At 72.6% G+C, this 17009-nt stretch carries 13 protein-coding genes; 3 read left to right on the top strand and 10 right to left on the bottom strand.

Features of this window, described 5'->3' with window-relative positions:
* Nucleotides 1-292 precede the first annotated feature (292 nt).
* Nucleotides 293-1468, bottom strand: coding sequence for an ROK family transcriptional regulator (locus CRV15_RS34850; RefSeq protein WP_003952605.1), 1176 nt, complete (start codon nucleotides 1466-1468; stop codon nucleotides 293-295).
* Between the two features lie 292 nt (nucleotides 1469-1760).
* Between CRV15_RS34850 and CRV15_RS34845 the strand changes: the two genes are divergently transcribed.
* Entirely contained in the window at nucleotides 1761-2159 is a 399-nt protein-coding gene (locus CRV15_RS34845; RefSeq protein ID WP_003952604.1) for an ACT domain-containing protein, read from the top strand.
* A 19-nt stretch (nucleotides 2160-2178) separates the two neighbouring features.
* Here the strand turns inward: CRV15_RS34845 and CRV15_RS34840 are convergent, their stop codons facing one another.
* The 7 genes from CRV15_RS34840 to CRV15_RS34805 form a co-directional block, all read right to left on the bottom strand.
* Entirely contained in the window at nucleotides 2179-3357 is a 1179-nt protein-coding gene (locus CRV15_RS34840; protein ID WP_003963673.1) for a methyltransferase, read from the bottom strand.
* Nucleotides 3354-3614, bottom strand: coding sequence for a helix-turn-helix domain-containing protein (locus CRV15_RS36415; RefSeq protein WP_009999624.1), 261 nt, complete (start codon nucleotides 3612-3614; stop codon nucleotides 3354-3356). The genes CRV15_RS34840 and CRV15_RS36415 overlap by 4 nt, the downstream gene beginning before the upstream one ends.
* Before the next feature lie 885 nt (nucleotides 3615-4499).
* On the bottom strand, nucleotides 4500-5723 hold the full coding sequence (locus CRV15_RS34830) for an alginate lyase family protein (RefSeq protein ID WP_003952600.1): 1224 nt from the start codon (nucleotides 5721-5723) through the stop codon (nucleotides 4500-4502).
* A gap of 223 nt (nucleotides 5724-5946) precedes the next feature.
* On the bottom strand, nucleotides 5947-6537 hold the full coding sequence (locus CRV15_RS34825; protein WP_003963672.1) for a snapalysin family zinc-dependent metalloprotease: 591 nt from the start codon (nucleotides 6535-6537) through the stop codon (nucleotides 5947-5949).
* 297 nt (nucleotides 6538-6834) lie between these two features.
* On the bottom strand, nucleotides 6835-8478 hold the full coding sequence (locus CRV15_RS34820) for an SMI1/KNR4 family protein (RefSeq protein WP_003963671.1): 1644 nt from the start codon (nucleotides 8476-8478) through the stop codon (nucleotides 6835-6837).
* A 241-nt stretch (nucleotides 8479-8719) separates the two neighbouring features.
* A complete protein-coding gene (locus CRV15_RS34810) occupies nucleotides 8720-9055 on the bottom strand; it encodes a hypothetical protein (RefSeq protein WP_003952594.1) in 336 nt (111 codons plus the stop codon).
* A 376-nt stretch (nucleotides 9056-9431) separates the two neighbouring features.
* Nucleotides 9432-11234 carry a YVTN family beta-propeller repeat protein gene (locus CRV15_RS34805; protein WP_003963669.1) on the bottom strand — a complete coding sequence of 601 codons (1803 nt, stop codon included), beginning with the start codon at nucleotides 11232-11234 and terminating at the stop codon, nucleotides 9432-9434.
* Nucleotides 11235-11561: 327 nt separating this feature from the next.
* On the opposite strand from CRV15_RS34805, the gene CRV15_RS34800 reads away from it, so the two are divergent.
* Complete coding sequence (locus CRV15_RS34800; protein ID WP_003952590.1) at nucleotides 11562-11936, top strand: peptidase inhibitor family I36 protein; 375 nt, start codon at nucleotides 11562-11564, stop codon at nucleotides 11934-11936.
* Between the two features lie 70 nt (nucleotides 11937-12006).
* Here CRV15_RS34800 and CRV15_RS34795 read toward each other — a convergent pair whose 3' ends face one another.
* Nucleotides 12007-14565 carry an SdrD B-like domain-containing protein gene (locus tag CRV15_RS34795; protein ID WP_003952589.1) on the bottom strand — a complete coding sequence of 853 codons (2559 nt, stop codon included), beginning with the start codon at nucleotides 14563-14565 and terminating at the stop codon, nucleotides 12007-12009.
* Between the two features lie 136 nt (nucleotides 14566-14701).
* Here CRV15_RS34795 and CRV15_RS34790 point away from each other — a divergent pair, with 136 nt between their 5' ends.
* The gene (locus CRV15_RS34790) at nucleotides 14702-15508 is read left to right on the top strand and encodes a hypothetical protein (RefSeq protein ID WP_407830116.1); all 807 of its coding nucleotides are present in this window, start codon (nucleotides 14702-14704) and stop codon (nucleotides 15506-15508) included.
* A 118-nt stretch (nucleotides 15509-15626) separates the two neighbouring features.
* Here the strand turns inward: CRV15_RS34790 and CRV15_RS34785 are convergent, their stop codons facing one another.
* Nucleotides 15627-16976 (bottom strand): right-handed parallel beta-helix repeat-containing protein, encoded by a 1350-nt coding sequence (locus CRV15_RS34785; RefSeq protein ID WP_003963667.1) that lies wholly within the window; start codon nucleotides 16974-16976, stop codon nucleotides 15627-15629.
* Nucleotides 16977-17009 lie beyond the last annotated feature (33 nt).

Genomic DNA, 17009 nt, shown 5'->3' with positions numbered 1-17009 from the left:
GGCGATCGGCCCCGCGGACGGCGGCCCGGCGGACGGCGGTCCGGCCGTGGAGCGGGGGCGCCGGAGTCCGGGGCGCCGCCCGGTGCCGTGCGGTCGGACCGGGGGCGCGGCGGGGCGTCCGCCGCCCAGGACCGTTCCAGGAACCGGTCGGCTCCGGACCGTTTCAGGGACCGGTCCGCTCCGGACCGCTCCGGAACCCGGTCGGCTCCTGCGGACGGGCGGCCCGCTGGAACGGGTGGAACGGGTCCCGGACCGGAACGGTGGAACAGGTCCCGGACCGGCGGCGGGAGGTTCAACAGGAACCGGACGCCACCGGCCCGGTACAACAGCCGTCGGCGGACGCGGCGTTCCGGTCGGCCATGGACAGCGCCACGGCGTCCCCCGTCGGGGCGCCGTACAGGGCGGGCGTCTCCTGGCGTACGAGCACCATCCCGCCCAGCGCCCCGGCCTCGTCACCGAGCCGCTCGCCGACGACCCGCACTCCGGCGCGGGCCGCGGACAGGGTACGGGCCCGGAGCTCCGTCCTCAGCGGGGTGAGCAGCCGCGCCCCGCAGCGGGCGAGTTCCCCGCCGACGATCAGCAGCTCCGGATTGACCGCGGCGCACAGCCCGGCGAGCATCCGGCCGGTGAGCCGGCCGGCGCGCGCCACCGCGGCGTCGTTCTCCGGGCCGCCCGCCGCCGCCACGGCGGGCAGGGACGCGTACAGCTCCAGACAGCCGTGGCCGCCGCACTGGCAGCGCGGCCCCGTGGGTTCGACCGTGATGTGCCCGATCTCACCGGCGGTGCCGCCCGCGCCGCGCAGCAGCCTGCCGTCGACCACCACGCCGCCGCCGACGCCGTGCGACAGCCGTACGTACACGACGTGGCGGCTGCCCGCGCCTGCCCCGTGCACGGTCTCGGCCAGCGCGGCCAGCCGGGTGTTGTTGTCGACCAGTACGGGTACCCCGTACTGCTCGCCGAAGCGGCGTGCCACGCCCAGGTCGCGTTCGGCCGCTCCCGTGACCGGGCCGACGACTCCGACCCCGATGCCTTCGAGTCCTTGGGCGGCGCCGCCGAGGAGTTCGTCCAGCAGTTCCAGGGCCAGCTCCGTGCGGTGCTGCCAGGAGGCGTGGGGCGGGCAGGGGCGGGAGGCCGTGGCGATGGTCTCGTGCGCCGCGTTGGCGACGACGGCGCGGACCCGGACGCGCCCCAGGTCGACGCCCGCGCACCGCCCGGTGGCGGGGTCGAGCCGCAGCAGGCCGACGGGGCGGCCACGGCCGCGCGGCCCTTCCGCCGGTGCGGGCACGGTGACGACGAGCGCGCGGGTGATCAGCGATGTGGTGATGGAGGAGAGCGCGGTACGCGACAGGCCGGTACGCCGGGCCAGCTCGGCACGGCTCAGCGCGCCGAGTCGGCGCAGCAGGTCGAGCACCTGCGCCTCATGGGCGCGGCGCAGGAGGGTCAGCGGGGTCGGCTCGCTCCTCGGCATGGGGAGGAGCGTGCCGCCGCTCCGGATTTACGTCAATGTCCCGGATGAATTCCCCGCCCGCTCCCAGCGGGGAGATATCACGCCCGAAGCGACATATCTCCGCTTCAATTTCCTGTATTAGCAGCATTTGACGGCTATAGGCGTCATGGAGAGTTCATGCTCCCTTGACAAGCCCGACACACCCCCTGGGGGGTGCGGTGAGACGTCCCCGCCGCCCCGCCCGCTCCACCTGCCCCGCCGGGACTCCTCCCCCGCGCGAAGGCTTTGGTGGATCGTGCGTAGTGTGGGGACCATGGCTGGCGAGAGTGATCTGCGGAAACTGCTGAGCGGAATGCGTCCGGAGCTGAACCCGGGCCGGTTCGTGTTCACCACGGTCACCGCCGGGGTGCCCGACGGCGTCCACCCGGTGGTGACCGTGGCGGAGCCCGAGGGGCTGACCCTGGTGGTGCGGCGCGAGGAGGCGGACGCGGCGGGGCTGGCGTACGACTACGTGGCCGGTTGGATCACCTTGCGGATTCACTCCGCGCTGGAGGCGGTCGGGCTGACCGCCGCCGTCTCGCGGGAGCTCGCCGACGCCGGTCTGAGCTGCAATGTCGTCGCCGGTTTCCACCACGACCACCTCTTCGTCCCCGCTGGGGACGCCGACCGGGCGATGGCCGTCCTGGAGGATCTGGCGATCCGTTCCGCCTGAGCCGTCCCGGGGGCCGGAGTCACTCGCCGGGGGCCGCCTCGACGAGGGAGAACCGGGTGGCCCCCGCCAGCGGGGCGGACGAGACGACACGCAGGCCCGCGCGCCCGCAGAGTTCCTCGAAGTCCCGGCGGGTGCGCTCCCTGCCGCCCACGTTCACCATCATGTTCAGATCGCTCAGATAGACGAGACCGCGCACGGCGGCCCCGGGCGCGCCGACGGCTTCGGGGACGACGTCCGGCAGCACGGGTTCCACGATCAGGACACGGCCGTCGGGCGGCAGTACCGCGCGGCAGTGGCGGAGGATCGTGACGGCCCGGTCGTCCGGCCAGTCGTGCAGAACGCTCTTCATCAGATAGAGGTCCGAACCCCCGGGCACGGACTGGAAGAAGTCCCCGGCGATCGTGGAGCAGCGCTCCAGGAGCCCGTGGCGCCGCAGGGTCCGCCGGGTCTGTGCCAGGCCATCGGCCGTGTCGTAGACGACGCCGCCGACGCCCGGATGGGCGTCGAGCACGGCGGCCAGCAGGGTTCCGTCGCCGCCGCCCACATCGGTGACCGTGGTGAAGCGGCTGAAGTCGAAGGCGTGCGGCAGTGCGGCGGCGGCGTACCGGGTGGCCTGGCTCATCGCCGCGTTGAACTCGGCGGAGAGTTCGGGGTTCCGGGCGAGATGGCCGAAGAAGTCCGTGCCGAAGACGGCCTCGAACGCGGTGTCGCCGGTGCGGACGCTGTCGTCGAGGTGTTCCCAGGCGCGCAGCATCAGCGGGTCGGTGAGCATACGGACGAGGGAGGCGACCGAGTCGGGGCGGCGGGGGTCGAGGAACCTGCCCGCGGGGGTCACCGAGAAGGTGCCGGGCGTGTGCTCCTTCAGCAGGCCGAGCCCGGCGAGGGCGCGCAGGAGCCGGGTCATGTGCCGGGGTTCGGCCCCTGCGGCGGCGGCCACGTCTGCGGCCGGGCGCGGTCCTTCGCCGATCAGCTCGACCACGTTCAGGCGGTCCGCCGCGCGCAGGGTCTGCGCGGCCATGCCCCCGAAGACGATCTGGTTGATCAGTATGCGGCCGTCGGGTGCGGACCCGCCCGGCCCGGTGGTCGGCTGCGGTCCCGTGGCCGGCTGCGGCTGCGGTCCGGTGGTGCTGTCCGGGCCCGCGGGGTCGGCGGGGGTGCCGGGTACGGCCGCTCGGGCATCGGAGTTCTGCTGGGTCACAGGGGTTTCCTCCTCGGTGGCGGTGGGGTGGTACGGGGACCGCGGGGGCCGGGTCCGGGGCGCCGGACCGGGCCCGTTCCCCGGGGTCGGTCGGCGGCGTTCGCGGTGGCGGCGAGGGCGCCGGGGGTGCGCCCGGCGAAGGCCAGGACATCGCGGTGGAGAGGGGACTGATCGGTGTATCCGCAGGAGAGGGCGGTGTCGGCGGCGTTCCGGCCCGCGCTGAGGGCGCGGGCGGCCCGGTCGAGGCGGACCAGCATCGCGGCACGCTCGGGGTGAGGCCGATCTGGGCGGTGAACCGGGACCACGGCCGTCCGCGACTCCAGCCGCAGGCCGCGGCGAGGTCGTCGACCCGGATCCGGCCGTGCCGGGCCAGGATGCCGTTCCAGACGGCGGCGACCTCCGGCGCCGTTCCAGGCGCCCGCGCGGCCCGACGCAACACCACCTCGCCCAGGAGCCGGAAGCGTTCCGGCCGGTCCGGCGCGGAGGCCAGCCGCTCGCGGAGGTTCTGCTCCCGCCGCCCCCACAGGTCGTCGGGCCGGGCCAGGGAGCCGGTGGGTTCCCCCGGGGAGAAGCCCAGGACAGCGGGGACGGCCCAGGGCGGCAGACGCAGTTCGACGCAGGTGACGCGCCCGCCGCGGACCCGGGACGGTCCGGGTACCGGCGGGGCGACGCTGCTGTGCACGGGCCGGTGGCCGGTGGCGTCCTCGACGGTGAAGGAGGCGTCCCCGATACCGATGACGACGGTCACGGCGGGGCGGGGCAGCACCCGCGTGTCCAGCCCCGCGGTGGCGCGGTCCCGGAAGCCGCCCATCCAGACACCGCCCATCCAGACACCGCCGAGCGAGCCGCCGCCGAGGGGGCGGGCGATCTCCCAGCCCCACTCGGTGTCCCAGCCCGCTCGGTGTCCCCGTCCGGGGAGCCGGGCCCCGTCGCTCGATCGATGCGCATGTCCCCACGGTCGCCGAGTCCGGCGGCCAGGTCGTGGACCCATGTGCGCGGTGGTCCGGTATCGGATGCCCACCGGCCGGAGACGGGCGCGGAAGGCCGGGCGCAGAGGACCCTTGCGTCCCGTGCCCGCCGTGGGCGACGGCGAAGCGCCCCCGCCCACGGCGGCCGGACCGGCGGACCGGCGGACCGGCGGTTCAGCTCACATTGTCCCCATGTGTCAGCGTCTCCCAGCCGGTGAAGTAGTTGTTCGCACCGGCGGGACGGTTCTGCTGGTTGAGGCGCTGGGTGTCGGGCATCTCGAAGCCGAGGCGGAGGTGCATGGCGGTGTAGCCGATCTCCGTGATCGAGCCCAGGCCGCGTTTGACCGAACCGCCGCACAGCCAGTCCGGCGGCGCCTCGCCCAGCTGGTACTTCGCGTGAAAGCCGAGCCCGTGCCGCAGCCGCTCGCCGATATCGGTGCGGTACAGGTCCTCACCCTGGATGCGGCTGGTCTCGGCGATGTGCGACATGGCGGAGAGGCCCCACCCGGTATGCCCGAAGTCTCGGCATGTCTCCTGTGCGAGCCCGGTGACGAACCGCTCCTGGCCGTACCAGTACTTGATGATCTTCTCGGGGGTGTCGAGGTTCTGACTCGGCACGGTGCGGGGCAGCGGGCCGTCGGAGGAGAGGTAGACATACGCGGCGGCACGGGTACGGAACTTGGCGATGGCCTTGTCGTACGACGCCCTGTCCTCCAGGTGGACGGAGATGCCGACAGCGGCCTCCATCATCACCAGCTCCCAGTTCCCGTTGGCGTTCGCGCCACCGATGACCTCGGGCAGATAGACAGTGCGCAGCATCGTCGCGAAGCGTCCGGCCTGCGGCCAGCCGCCGGTGTAGGTGTGCTTGACCAGCTCGGCGGCCTTGGACCAGGAGGAGCCCGCCCAGCCGGTCTGGAGGCGTGCGTTGCTGTTGGTGTGGTCCTGGATCACGGCCGACCAGGCGTCCATGATCTCGACGGACTTCTTCGCGTATCGCTCGTCGCGGGTGATGTACCAGGCCAAGGCCGTGGTGTAGGCGGCGAGAGCGTCCTGACGCTCGTCGGTGCAGCCGTTGTTCGGATTCGATCCCGGTCCGCAGTCGACCACCGCGCGCGGTTTGGGGACGCGGTCGAGGGAGGCGTAGCCGCTCCCCGTCATCTGGTCGAACGCGCTCTTCCAGGGCTCCGCGGCGGCCGCCACCCGCCCCCGGGCGAAGTCGAGCTGGGGTTGGGAGACCACGACGCCGGGGTGCGTGAAGTGGGCGGGGGCGGCGGGCCCGGGCGGGAGGGGACGGCCGCCGCCGGGTGCGGCGTCGGCCCGGTGGGTTCCGGGGGCGACGAGGAGGGCGGCGACCAGGGCGCCCACCGGCAGCGCAAGGCGAGTTCTGGTGATCGGCACAGGAGGTCCATTCTCTGATGTGAACGAGAGACGTCCTTCTGGATTCCTCTGGGGTGAGCGACCATAAGGGTGGGTGTGGCAAGGGTCAACACACACAGCGGACTTGCACGCTCCGGACCTCGCGCCCGGAGCGTACTCCCCCTCGGAGCGGTCACCGCCTTCCACGGCTGGAGGGATACCGGCGCTCCGGTGCGTCCGGCCGCGACCGCCCCTGGTCCGTCGCCTACTGGTCGTCCACGACCAGCACACCGCCTTCGGCCGGGAGGACAGAGGTGGACCGCGCGGCGTAGGCGGCCTCGACCTGTGCCTGTTCAGCCGCGTCGGGGATGGCGTTCTTGCAGGTGGCACCGGCGCTGGAGCCCGACATCAACTGGGAGCACGGGCCGGGCTTGGTGTCCCACAGGCCCAGGTTGTGGCCGATCTCGTGCGCGGCGATGCGCGTCTTGTCGTGCCCCAGCGCGACCGCTTGGCTGCCGAGTTCGATCCGGCCCCGGCCTCCCGGCCGGACCGGGCCGAGGGTGGCCTGCGGCCAGCCGCTGGTGGCCACGAACTGGATGTCGGCCCGGGTGCCCGGGGATGCCTTGACCAGCTTCACGTTGTCGACGTTCGTGTTCCACGAGGCGACTCCGGCCGTGACCGCCGCCTCCCAGCCGGTGGCCCGGCTGTCGTCATAACGGAGTGTCACCACGGCCGCCGCCGTGCTCTGTGCCCCGGTCGGATGCGGCGCGGAGAAGGCATTCGCGGCCGGTGCCGTGGTCAGGGCGACCGCCACGACGGTGGCGGCGGCCGATGCCAGGCGTATGCAAGGCAGCATCGCTGTCCCTTCACATGTGGGGGTCCCGACTCCGTCCGGAGTCGGGCGTGTTGTGGAGAGAGGTATCTGCGGGCCGGCGGGGGGCGTCGCGCTGTCGAACGCCCGCCCCCTCCGGGAGGGGAGTCGCACACGGCGCGCCCGGATGCGACGTGCCAACCCGTTCCACGAGCCGGGCATACGCCACTCCGCTCCCCTCTCGCCGCCGGCGATCGTGCAGACGGTACAGCGCACCACCCTCACCAACAAGTCATGACGGCCCATGGCTGAGCCATGAAGGTCCGCCCCGCCGTGCGTCGTTCACGGCTGCCGCTCCGGTACCGCCGCTTCCGCTACGGGCCGTGGCGGACGCAGGGTGGCGAGAAATCGCTGCCCGTCCTCGCGGGCGGCGTGCCAGTCGGCCCACCGGCCCCCGGTCACGGCGGTCAGCAGGTCGAAGACGTCTCCGACCCGGTCGGTCGCGACGGCCAGGGCGCACACCCGTTCGGCCATGCCCGTGCCGGTGGCCGTGCCCGTGGCGGTGGCCGGACCGCCGTCCACGGCCATGGCGTGCAGGGTTCTCACCAGCAGGACGGTGGCCGCGTCGCGGTGCGGGCCGGTCAGGTCCCCGGCGAGCACCGCGTCGAGTGCCGCCGCGTCGACGGGCTGGGTGGCGGTCGCCAGCAGCGGGCGCAGTTCGGCGGCGTCCGGCTCGGGCAGCCGCTCCAGGAACCGCCGCCGCCGGGCGGCGTCGACGCGGGCCACGGTGTCGAGCACCGCCCATCGGTCGGTGCCCGTGCGCTGCGGACCGGGACGCGTGGGGACGGTGGCCGAGGGCGTCGGCGCGGTGCCGAGCATCGCCTCGGCCAGCGCCAGGTTGACCGCGCTGCGCCCGTCGTCCGGGAAGGTGTTCCGTTCGAGATCGGCGAGTTCCTGCCACCGGCCGGCCAGGATCAGTGCCACGGGCAGGTTCCCGGGGCCGAGCAGCGCTCGGGCCAGCTCGACGATCCGTGTGCCCAGGGCCCGGTCCGGGGCCGGGCGGAGCAGTTCGTCCCGCATCAGCCCGGCGACGTACGGTGCGAAACTTCCGTAGGTGTGTCCGCGCGGGAATCCGAACGCGTGCGGGGTCCGCAGGCGTCGGGCGGCCTCGGCGAGGGTGGCGGCGTCGATCAGGTCGCAGGTCCGTTCGGCCTCGGCCTGCCGTACCCGGTGGCGCAGCCAGGCCAGCGTCAGATCGAGGAAGTCCGCCGGGGCCGGGTCCTCGATCTCCTCCTCCGGCCCGGGGAACCAGGGCTGGTCCACGAGTGGCCGCCACTCCCCGGCGTCGAAGAAGGCTCCGAGGGTGTAGTCCTGGAAGGGGTCGTCGCTGTCGTCGGCCGGATGGATCAGGCCCCCGTCACAGCCGAAGCTGTCGAACCAGACGGTGCCCGCCCACGGGCCGTTGAGCACCAGCCGGGCCAGGAAGTGACTGCGGGTCGCGCCCAGGAGCAGCGTGCCGTCGTGGTGTTGCGCGCCGTCCGGGAGCTCGTAGAAGGCGGCTTCCGGATCGTCCAGCCAGCCGTGGAACTCACCGGGCCCGTCCTCGAAGAAGTCGCCCCCTTCCTCGTCCTCCCATGCGGTGATCACGATCGGGCTGCCCGCCCAGGGGCCGTCGAGCGGGAAGGGTTCGGCGGAGCGGGCGCCGCCCTGTCGCTCGAACGGCCGGCCCGCGTAGGACATCAGCGCCTGTCCGGGGTCGCCGAACTCCAGCAGATAGCGGCGGTAGTTCTCCGGCAGCCGCAGTCCCAGCCGGGCTTCGGTCCGGGCCACCTCCGCCTCGGTCAGCGGCGTAAACCCGCTGCGCCACACCTCCCGGTCGCCGGGTCGCAGCGTGGCCCACCGCGCGTACAGCGCCCGGACCCGGGCCAGGCGCCGGTCGATCCGTTCACCGTCCAGCGGTCTCCGGGGCAGGGGGGCATCGGTCATCGGACACGTCCTTCACAGGGGAGAGGGGGGATCGCCGGGGGTACCGCCGGACTCGGCGTCAACGGCACCCTCATGGGCTGGACGACGAGCGCGGCGCGTGGGCGGGTGCCCGTCGGGACCCGGGCGACCGTGCTGGTCGGACGGGTCCCGTTCACCGCTCCCCGGGCGGACCGGGCGGCGGGGCCGCCGCGGATGGGTGCCGAGGTCCCCGGGTGGAGTTCCTGGTGGCGGATCGGTGGGTTCAGCGCTGGCAGAACAGATTGGCCGCCGCGGAGTACAGGCCGCTGCCGACCGATCTGACGCCGGTCGAGTGGACGTGGCACTGGTTCGCCTGCCAGCCGTATGCCTGGGCGATCCGGTAGGTCGTCCGGACCGCGCTGTCCACCGCCTGGGACGGGGAGACGCCCATACCGGTGCCGGTGAACGTCCGGACCTCGGCCACGGCGACGGACTTCTTCGGGGCTGCTGCCGCTTTGGCCGGGGCCGCCTGGGCGGAGGTGATGCCTCCGACGAGGAGCCCGGCGGCGGCGAGGGCCACGGCGAGGGAACGCGGTCGTGAGGCGGATGAGTGGGCCATGGTGGCTCCTCGTCAGTCGTGGTGATGGTGACGGCGGAGGCGGCGCCGCCTCCGCCGTCGTCGTCGTCCGTCTGCGGTTCAGGGGGTGTGCCCCTGCTGAGCGGCCGACGTGGCGATCACCAGCCTCAGCAGGCCGGGGAGGTGCGGCAAGCGCTGTGGGCACCGGTGCGACGGTGGAACCGTTCCACCCCCGCTGACATGGCACTGCTCAACAGGGGTGGAACGCCGCCCTGAAACGCCGGGGCCAGAACGGTCGCGGGATCTCGCCGCCTTCTTCCGGGCGGCGGCTCATCGGCGGATGCCGCGTCACTGCGCCGCCCCGCCCCGGGCGGACCCGGGGCGGGGCGGCGGTGGACCACGCGTCGGTCAGTGCGGTTCAGGGGCAGGTGGCCAGGAGGATGGAGAGGACGGTGCAGGTGGCCGTCGCGGTGTCGTTGGCCGGGTTGGGGTCGGCCGGGGCGGACAGGGTCCGGGTTCCGGTGACGCCGACCTGGCCCAGGGACAGCAGGTGCAGCGGGACACGGAAGGTCTTGTGCGCGCTGGCGCCGTTGGCGATCGCGCCGTGGACGCAGGTCACCGTCCTGCTTGTGGTGGTGCATCCGGGGGACAGAGCGGTGGCGGTGGAGCCGGGCGGCAGGGTCGCGGTGACGGTGGCCGATGTCACCGCCCTCGGGCCGGTGTTGCGGGCGGTGAGGGTGTAGGTGAGGTAGGGCACCAGGAGGCCCAGGTTCGGCTTGGCGGTGACGTCGATGTCGAGGTCCGCGGTCGGCGGGGTGGCGACGGTGGTGGACTGGGTGGCGCTGTTGTCGGCCGGGACGGGGTCGGTCTCGGTGGCGGCGGCGGTGGCCGTGGCGGTGAGGGTGCCCGTCGCGGTCGGCCTCACACTGACGGTGACAGTGGCCGAGGCGCCGACGGCGAGCCTGCCCAGGGCGCACTCGACGGCCGGTGCCGCGATGGTGCACGACCCGTGCGAGGCGCTCGCGGAGACGATGGCGCGGGCGGCGCCGGACAGGGTGAGGGCAGCGGTCGCGGCGGTGGCCGGGGCGGGCCCGTGGTTGGTGACGGTGGCGGTGTAGGTGAAGGTGTCGCCCTGGCCGACGGGGTCGGCCGATTCGGTCACCGTCACGGACAGGTTCGCGGCGGGCGCGGCCGACGGGGTGAACGCCACGGCGTACGGTTCGCTGCCGACGGGGACGGTGGCGATGACGGTGTCGGTGGCCGTGTCGATCACCGACGCGGTACCGCTGTTGCTGTCGGCGACATAGACCGCGCCCCCGTCGGGGGAGACCGCGACACCGATCGGGGTGGAGCCGACGGGGACGGTGGCGACGGCGGTGTTCGTCGCGGTGTCGATCACGGACGTGCTGTCGCCGCCGATGTTGGTCACATAGACGCGGGACCCGTTCGGGGAGATCGCGACACCGAAGGGTGTGTTGCTGACGGGGACGGTGGCCACGGTGGTCCGGGTGGCGGTGTCGACGACGGCGGCGACGGCCTCGTTCTGCGAACTGACGTAGAGGCGGCTGCCGTCCGGGGAGACCGCGACGCCGTTGGGCTTGTCGACCGGGATGCTCGCGGTGACGGTGTCGGTGGTGGTGTCGATCACCGCGACCGAGGAGCTGTTGGTGCTGGTGACGTACACATGGCCCCCGCCGGGGGCCACCGCGGCGCTGGTCGGCTGCGCGCCGACGGGGACGGTGGCCGTGACGGTGTTCGTCGCGGTGCTGATCACGGAGACCGAGTCGGACAGGTAGTTGGTGACGTAGACCGCGCCCCCGTCGGGGCTCGCCACCACTCCGAACGGGTTGTCGCCGACGGGCACGGTCGCGGTGACGGTACGGGTGGCGGCGTCGATCACCGAGACCGAGTCGGAGCTGCGGTTGGTGACGTAGACCGCGCCCCCGTCGGGGGTCACCGCCACCCCGGAGGGGCTGTTGCCGACCGGGACGGTCGCGATGACCGTGTGCGTGGCCGTATCCACGACCGATACGTTGTCCGAGCCGCTGTTGGCGACGTACGCCACCGGAGCGGCCGTGTTCCGCGCCGGGGCGGCGGTCGCGGCCGGGGCGGCCACCGCGGCGAGCCCGGAGCAGACCAGCGCCCCGGTGGCCAGCAACGCGGTCAGCCGTCTGCGTGCTCCGGCGTGCGGCGCCGGGTGTAAGGCGGAACGTAGGGACATGATGGTGGTACTCCCCTCCCCTGGTCCGCCCCGCGACGGCGGGGCCTGCCGGCCCTCGGGAAACCGCGACGGAGCGGCCGGCACGGCGCAAGACCCCCCGCACGTGTCAGCGCGTTCAGCATGGCACCGTCGCACCGCGCACGAAGGCGGAATCGTTGAGATCAGTACCGCCCGCGCGGTGCGCTGAACGCACAGGATGTCTGCGTTCCCGGCTAAAGACCGGCCCACCCGGAGCGGGTGACAGTGGAGCTGCGACATTCCCCGATGGACACGTTCCGGGAGCCGCAGCGGTGGGCACCTGGAAGACGGCTGGAAAGGACTTCCTTCATGCGTACCTCCCTGACCACCCTGGTCATGGCCTCTGTCACGGGCCTGGCCGCGATCGGCCTGGCCGCCCCCTCCGCCGTCGCCGCGGCGCCCGCGCCGATGGCTCCCAACTGCGACACGGGGTACTTCTGCCTCTTCAGCGGTGCCAACTACACCGGGGAACGGTGCATCTGGGCGACCGCCAGCATTCCGGACACGATCGGTTGCAGCTTCATCCGGGCCCAGCGGAACGTGCTGTCCGTGGCCAACAGCACCGGGCACCGCAAGCAGTACTACACGGGCAGGTCCTATGAGGGCCGCATCGGTTCCACGCCCGCCGGTGGGCACGGAAACCTGGCGGGTACGTACCAGATCCGCTCCTTCCGGCCGCAGTAGCGGGCCGGTAGCGGGGCCGGTCATGCCGATGGGCCGGTGCGACGCACCGGCCCATCGGGGGTTTCGGGTGTCAGTGGTGCCTGGTGCGCCGCTTACGGCTGATCAGGACGACTGCCGCACCCGCGGCGAGCAGTACGGCGACGAGGGTGAGGGCCTCTCCCAGGCCGGCCGCGCCGGTGTTGGCGAGTCCGCCACCCGGTGTCCGGCCGCCGTTCGGTGCCGGGTTGTTGGGGGCCGGGACGGTCGGGGTCGGTGGCAGGGTCGGAGTCGGTGTGGGCGTGGCGGTCGGAGTCGGTGTCGGGGACGGGGATTCGGTCGGCGTGGGCGTCGGGGTCGGCGTCGGCGTGGGTGTCGGCGAGGGCTCCTTCGGGATGTACACGCCGGCGTCGATCGTGTGATCGACCCCTCCCGCCTTGGCCGGTGCGGTGACCGGCGCGTACCCGTTGCACAGCCGGTCGGTGGTCGGCGGGGTCACATTGGAGTCGTGCACCCGGTCGTCACCGGTCCGCGGCAGGGTGAACCGCAGGTCGGTGGCGGGCGGCTGGCCCGGCACCTCGCTGGTGTCCGCCGTGCACACATCGAACTGGACGGTGTACTTGGCGCCCGGTGTCAGCTCGTACTCCGCGCCGACACCGCCGAAGTAGTACTCACCGGCGGCGTCCGTCGTGGTCGTGGCGACCTGCTTGCCGTCGGCGTCCAGCAGATTGATCGTGGCACCCGGAAGCAGGACGTGCCCGGGGTCCTGGATGCCGTTGCGGTCGCCGTCGAACCACACCACGTTGCCGATCTGGATCGGCGCGTTCGCGGCGGCGTACGCGATGTCGCCGAGGCCACCGGCCTTGCCGAACCCGTTCTGGTTCGGGCCGATGAACTCGTACGCGTTGTTGACCGGGTCGTTGCCGGGGCCGAGGCCAGTGGCGACGTCGTAGTAGCCGGTTCCGTTGGTGATGACCCGGCCGGTCGGGTCCATCTGGGTGCTGACGATCCACTGCTGCTGCGGGATGTAGGCGACCGACCCCAGGGCGGACTCCTGGTGCGGACCGGGGTTGGTCGCGGAGCCGCCGTTCGGGAAGAAGTCACCCGCGAAGTACTCGACGACGGCGCCGGGCTGGACACCGTCGACCCGCGGGTCCGTGGCGTGGTCGGGGCAGCTTCCGGTGCCTTCCCACTCGTACCCGCCGGTGGGCGTGGCGCAGGCCATGTTGATGTCGCCGCCGGACATGCCGAACTGCGGATTGGGCGGGCCCGGCCTCGGGTCCAGTCCGCCCCAGCTCACGACGTCCATGAACCGGTCACGGAAACCGAGGATCAGCGAGCCGTCGCGGGCGAAGGCCATACTGGCCAGCGCCGGCTGCGGGTTGATCATCGCGCTGCCCACCTGGAGGTTGTCCCAGGTGGCCAGGTTGGTGTTCCACGGATTCCAGTGGTTGACCTGGTCGCGGCCGGAGTTGCTGGTGAGGACGCTGCCGCGCTCGGCGGTCAGCGGCTGGGAGAGCACGGTGGTGAACCGCTTGCCGTCATAGGTGGCGACGACGGCCTTCAGGTCCGTGCGCTGCTGTGTGCTCTCCGCGCTGCACACCCCACCGACGTACAGCGTGTTGTTGTGGGTGGCCACGCTGAACGGGCGCCAGTCCCCGGCCGCCGCGCAGCCCGGGTCGGGGATCGGCACGATCGCCTTGGGTGACGCGGCCGTGGGCCCGGTCGCGTTGAAGCTGACCAGGGTGCGGCCGAGCAGATTCACCGCGTACAGGGTCTCGCCGTCCTCGGACAGGGCCAGGCCGCCGATGCTCTCCTTGCCCGGTACGTCGACGAACCCGGCGTCCTTGATCAGGTTGGCGGTGTCGTGCGGTGTCTTCGTGGCGCCCGGCACCTTCGCGAACAGCTTGGTGGCGCCGCCGTCGGTCGGCACGGTGTAGATCGCGTCACCGCCGTCCGGCCCGTACTGGGTGTACCGCCGGGCGAACGACGACTGGAACAGTTGCTTGCGGTACCTGTCGTAGGCCAGCCCGTAGGTCGTGCCCACCTGCTCCTGGGTGTTGATCACCTCCGGACATGTCTGCTGCTCGGGGCAGTTGCCGCGAACGTTCGTCCCGAACGCCACCAGTGCCCGGGTGTCCGCGCCGCCCGCGCCGTTCTGGACCGGTACGAAGTAACGGGAGTCGGGCAGCGCGTAGTCGGCCGGGTTCCAGACCCCGGTGGTCACCGAGTCGTCCTTGCCGTCCGAGACGTCCACGTACGACGTGAAGCTGTCGAAGTGGTTCGGGGCGGTCGAGGCGGGCGCGGCCCGCAGATAGTTGCTGTACGGAGCCGGGACGGTGACATCGACCCGGTACCGGCCGCCGGTCAGTTCGTCCGACGGTGAGATGATGACCTTTCCTGTGGCGTCCGTGACACCGGTGACGCGATGGCCCTCGGGGTCGGTGACCTCGACCGTCATTCCCCGCTGCGGCACATCCATGGTCGCGTTGATCACGCCGGTGCCGAAGAAGTCCCGCAGTACCTCGACGGTCAGGGTGCCGTCGGTCGCCGCGGCGCCGGCCTGCCCGGCCCCGGTCAGGATCGCGCCTGTGCCGCCCCCCACCAGCAACAGGCCGGACAGCCCCATCCGCACCAGTCCACGTAATGGCATGGCATTCCTTTACCTCGTCCTACGCTAGCGCCAGCTCGGCAAATTCCAGCCGGAGCCTACTAGCTGACGGAACATCATGTCCCGGGGTGCGCGGACATTGAGGGTGCCTCCGCGGGACCTGTTACAGTCGCGCCGCGTGCGAAGCATCAGAACACGGAGCATCGACATCACCCAGGGCGCCCGGGGGCGCGGGACGGGTCGCCGCCGGTGGCCGGGGCCGCGCTGGGTGGCAGCCGCCGTCATCACTGTCGCGGCCGCCGCGGTGGGTGCCTTCCTCCTCCTCGGCAACAGCGGTGACCCCGCCTCCCCACGGGCGCTGACCGCGGACGAGGTGGACCGGCTGGCCATCACACGGTTCCTCAACTACCGGGCGGGGGGCAGGGCGGTGACGATCACCGTCCCGAGCACCACCGGCGGGCTGGTCGTCACCGGGTCCATCGACTACCGCACCCACACCGGTTACGGGGTGGTGCGCGGGACCGGGCGCGACACGTCCAGCGACGGACTGATCCAGTGGACGGGCACCACCGTCCTCGTGCATCCCATGACCGACCCCCCGGCAGCCGCACCCGCGAAGCCACCCGCGTCCGGGTGGTACCGGCGTCCGCTCCAGAGGTCCGGCATGTCCCTGGACAGCTCGCTGATCATCGCGCTCGGCCTCGGCAGCGACCGGCCGGACAACGCCGCGCTGCTGCCGCAGAACGGCGCCGAGTGGGTCGGGCGGGACCGGGTGCGCGGCCGTCCCACGGACATCATGAACGGGCCGGACGCCAGGACCGAGGCCCGTACGTCACCGACCGTGCGCTACTGGATCGGCCCGGACGGCACCATGTACCGGGTCCGGGCCGGTATCGCCTCCGCGTCGCAGCCGGTGGTCTTCGACTTCGACACGCATCCGTACGTCCCCGTCCAGCCGGTACGCGGGGTCACGGCGGGGCGGTAGCCGATCGCCCTGTCATATCGCTGCTGTAGGCGCCGTGTCACATCGGTGCCGTAGCCCCGCCCCGTCGCATCACGTCAACGCCGTGGTCGCCGGGTCGCATCGGTGCCGTGGTCGCCGCTCAGGAGGTCCGTACCCGCGCACCGGCGGCGAGCAGCGAGGGCGACGGCAGCCTGATGTCCGCGGTGTCGGGGAGTGCCGGAACGTCCGGCACGACGGTGGCGCCGGTGGTGGTGGCACGGGGGAGCTGCGGCTGCGGGCCGGGCGCGGCCACGTCGGTGAACGGGATGCCCGCGGGCGCCGTCGGGCTCCGCCAGGTGCCGGAGGGTGTGGGTGCCGTGGCGGGGACGGGGCAGGCGGCGCTGTCCGCGAGCCCCGCGGGCACGGTCGTCCGCAGCGTGTTCCCCCGCAGGCAGTTGCCCCGTCCACGGGTGGCGGTGGAGAACGTCCAGCCGACGTCGACACCATTGGCGGTGAAGGTGTTCTCCGTGATCCGGTTGCGGTCCGCCGTCAGATCGGCGGTCGCGGTGATCATGAGTCCGACGGTGGTGTTGCCGGTGATCCGGTTGCGGATGAACCGGTTCTCGCTGCCGCCGTCGATCCCGATGCCGATGCCCCAGCCGCCGTCGGCCTGCTCGGGGGTGCGCGGCTGCTGGTTGTCCGCGATCAGGTTGCCCGCGACGACGGTGTCGCGCTGCGGGAGCAGTTTCTCCTGGTGGTCGGAGTTGGTGGTGAGTCCGACGCGGTTGCCGACCAGACGGTTGCCGACCACATACAGGTCGCCGCCCGCGTTGGTGTTCTCGTAGCCGACCGCGTTGAGTTCGGAGACGTTGTCCCGCACGACGATCCGACACGGTCTGCACTGGCCGACGTAGATCCCGGAGTCCGCGCCGCCCGATGTGTAGGAGTGCTCGATGACGCCGTTCTGCGCGGAGAACGCGTAGATGCCGTACAGGCCGTTGCGGGTCGCGGTGACATGCGAGACGAGGAACGACTTCAGAAAGCGGACGGGTTCGTCGCCGGTGTCGTAGCCGCCGCTCCCCGGCAGCCCGGTGACCGCCGCCGCCGAGCCGGTGACCAGTACCCCGTTCTGCGTGTTCCGCCGCACGGTCAGATTCTCCACGGCCACCCCGGGTGCCGTGACGACCACCCCGTTCGGCCGCCGTAGCTGCCCGTCGATGACGACCTTCTGCCGGGACTCACCGCGCAGCGTGATGCGGGCCGTGTCGACCCTCACGGACTCGTGGTACACGCCGGGAGCCACCAGTACCAGGTCACCGGGGCGGGCGAGGGACACCGCCGCCGAGATCGTCGGGGCGTCGCCGGGCACACGGATCGTCACCTTCGCGCCGTCCGGGCGTCGGCCCTTGTCCGATCCGTCGCCGTCACCGCCGCTGCCGCCGCTGCAACCGGCCATCAGCGTCAGTGCGCCCAGTACCGCCGCCGTCGTGCGAAGAGCCCATCGAGACATGATCCCAGTCTGGCACGGCGGCGCATTCCCCGC

Source organism: Streptomyces clavuligerus, from assembly GCF_005519465.1.
Taxonomy (GTDB): domain Bacteria; phylum Actinomycetota; class Actinomycetes; order Streptomycetales; family Streptomycetaceae; genus Streptomyces; species Streptomyces clavuligerus.
The sequence above is the reverse complement of the archived record's forward strand: the minus strand, read 5'-3'. Positions and strand labels throughout refer to the sequence as shown.

Coding starts and splice junctions, on each gene's coding strand:
- CRV15_RS34850 (WP_003952605.1), bottom strand. CDS start 1,468: ATGCCGAGGAGCGAGCCGACCCCGCTGACCCTCCTGCGCCGCGCCCAT.
- CRV15_RS34845 (WP_003952604.1), top strand. CDS start 1,761: ATGGCTGGCGAGAGTGATCTGCGGAAACTGCTGAGCGGAATGCGTCCG.
- CRV15_RS36415 (WP_009999624.1), bottom strand. CDS start 3,614: ATGCTGGTCCGCCTCGACCGGGCCGCCCGCGCCCTCAGCGCGGGCCGG.
- CRV15_RS34825 (WP_003963672.1), bottom strand. CDS start 6,537: ATGCTGCCTTGCATACGCCTGGCATCGGCCGCCGCCACCGTCGTGGCG.
- CRV15_RS34820 (WP_003963671.1), bottom strand. CDS start 8,478: ATGACCGATGCCCCCCTGCCCCGGAGACCGCTGGACGGTGAACGGATC.
- CRV15_RS34810 (WP_003952594.1), bottom strand. CDS start 9,055: ATGGCCCACTCATCCGCCTCACGACCGCGTTCCCTCGCCGTGGCCCTC.
- CRV15_RS34805 (WP_003963669.1), bottom strand. CDS start 11,234: ATGTCCCTACGTTCCGCCTTACACCCGGCGCCGCACGCCGGAGCACGC.
- CRV15_RS34800 (WP_003952590.1), top strand. CDS start 11,562: ATGCGTACCTCCCTGACCACCCTGGTCATGGCCTCTGTCACGGGCCTG.
- CRV15_RS34795 (WP_003952589.1), bottom strand. CDS start 14,565: ATGCCATTACGTGGACTGGTGCGGATGGGGCTGTCCGGCCTGTTGCTG.
- CRV15_RS34785 (WP_003963667.1), bottom strand. CDS start 16,976: ATGTCTCGATGGGCTCTTCGCACGACGGCGGCGGTACTGGGCGCACTG.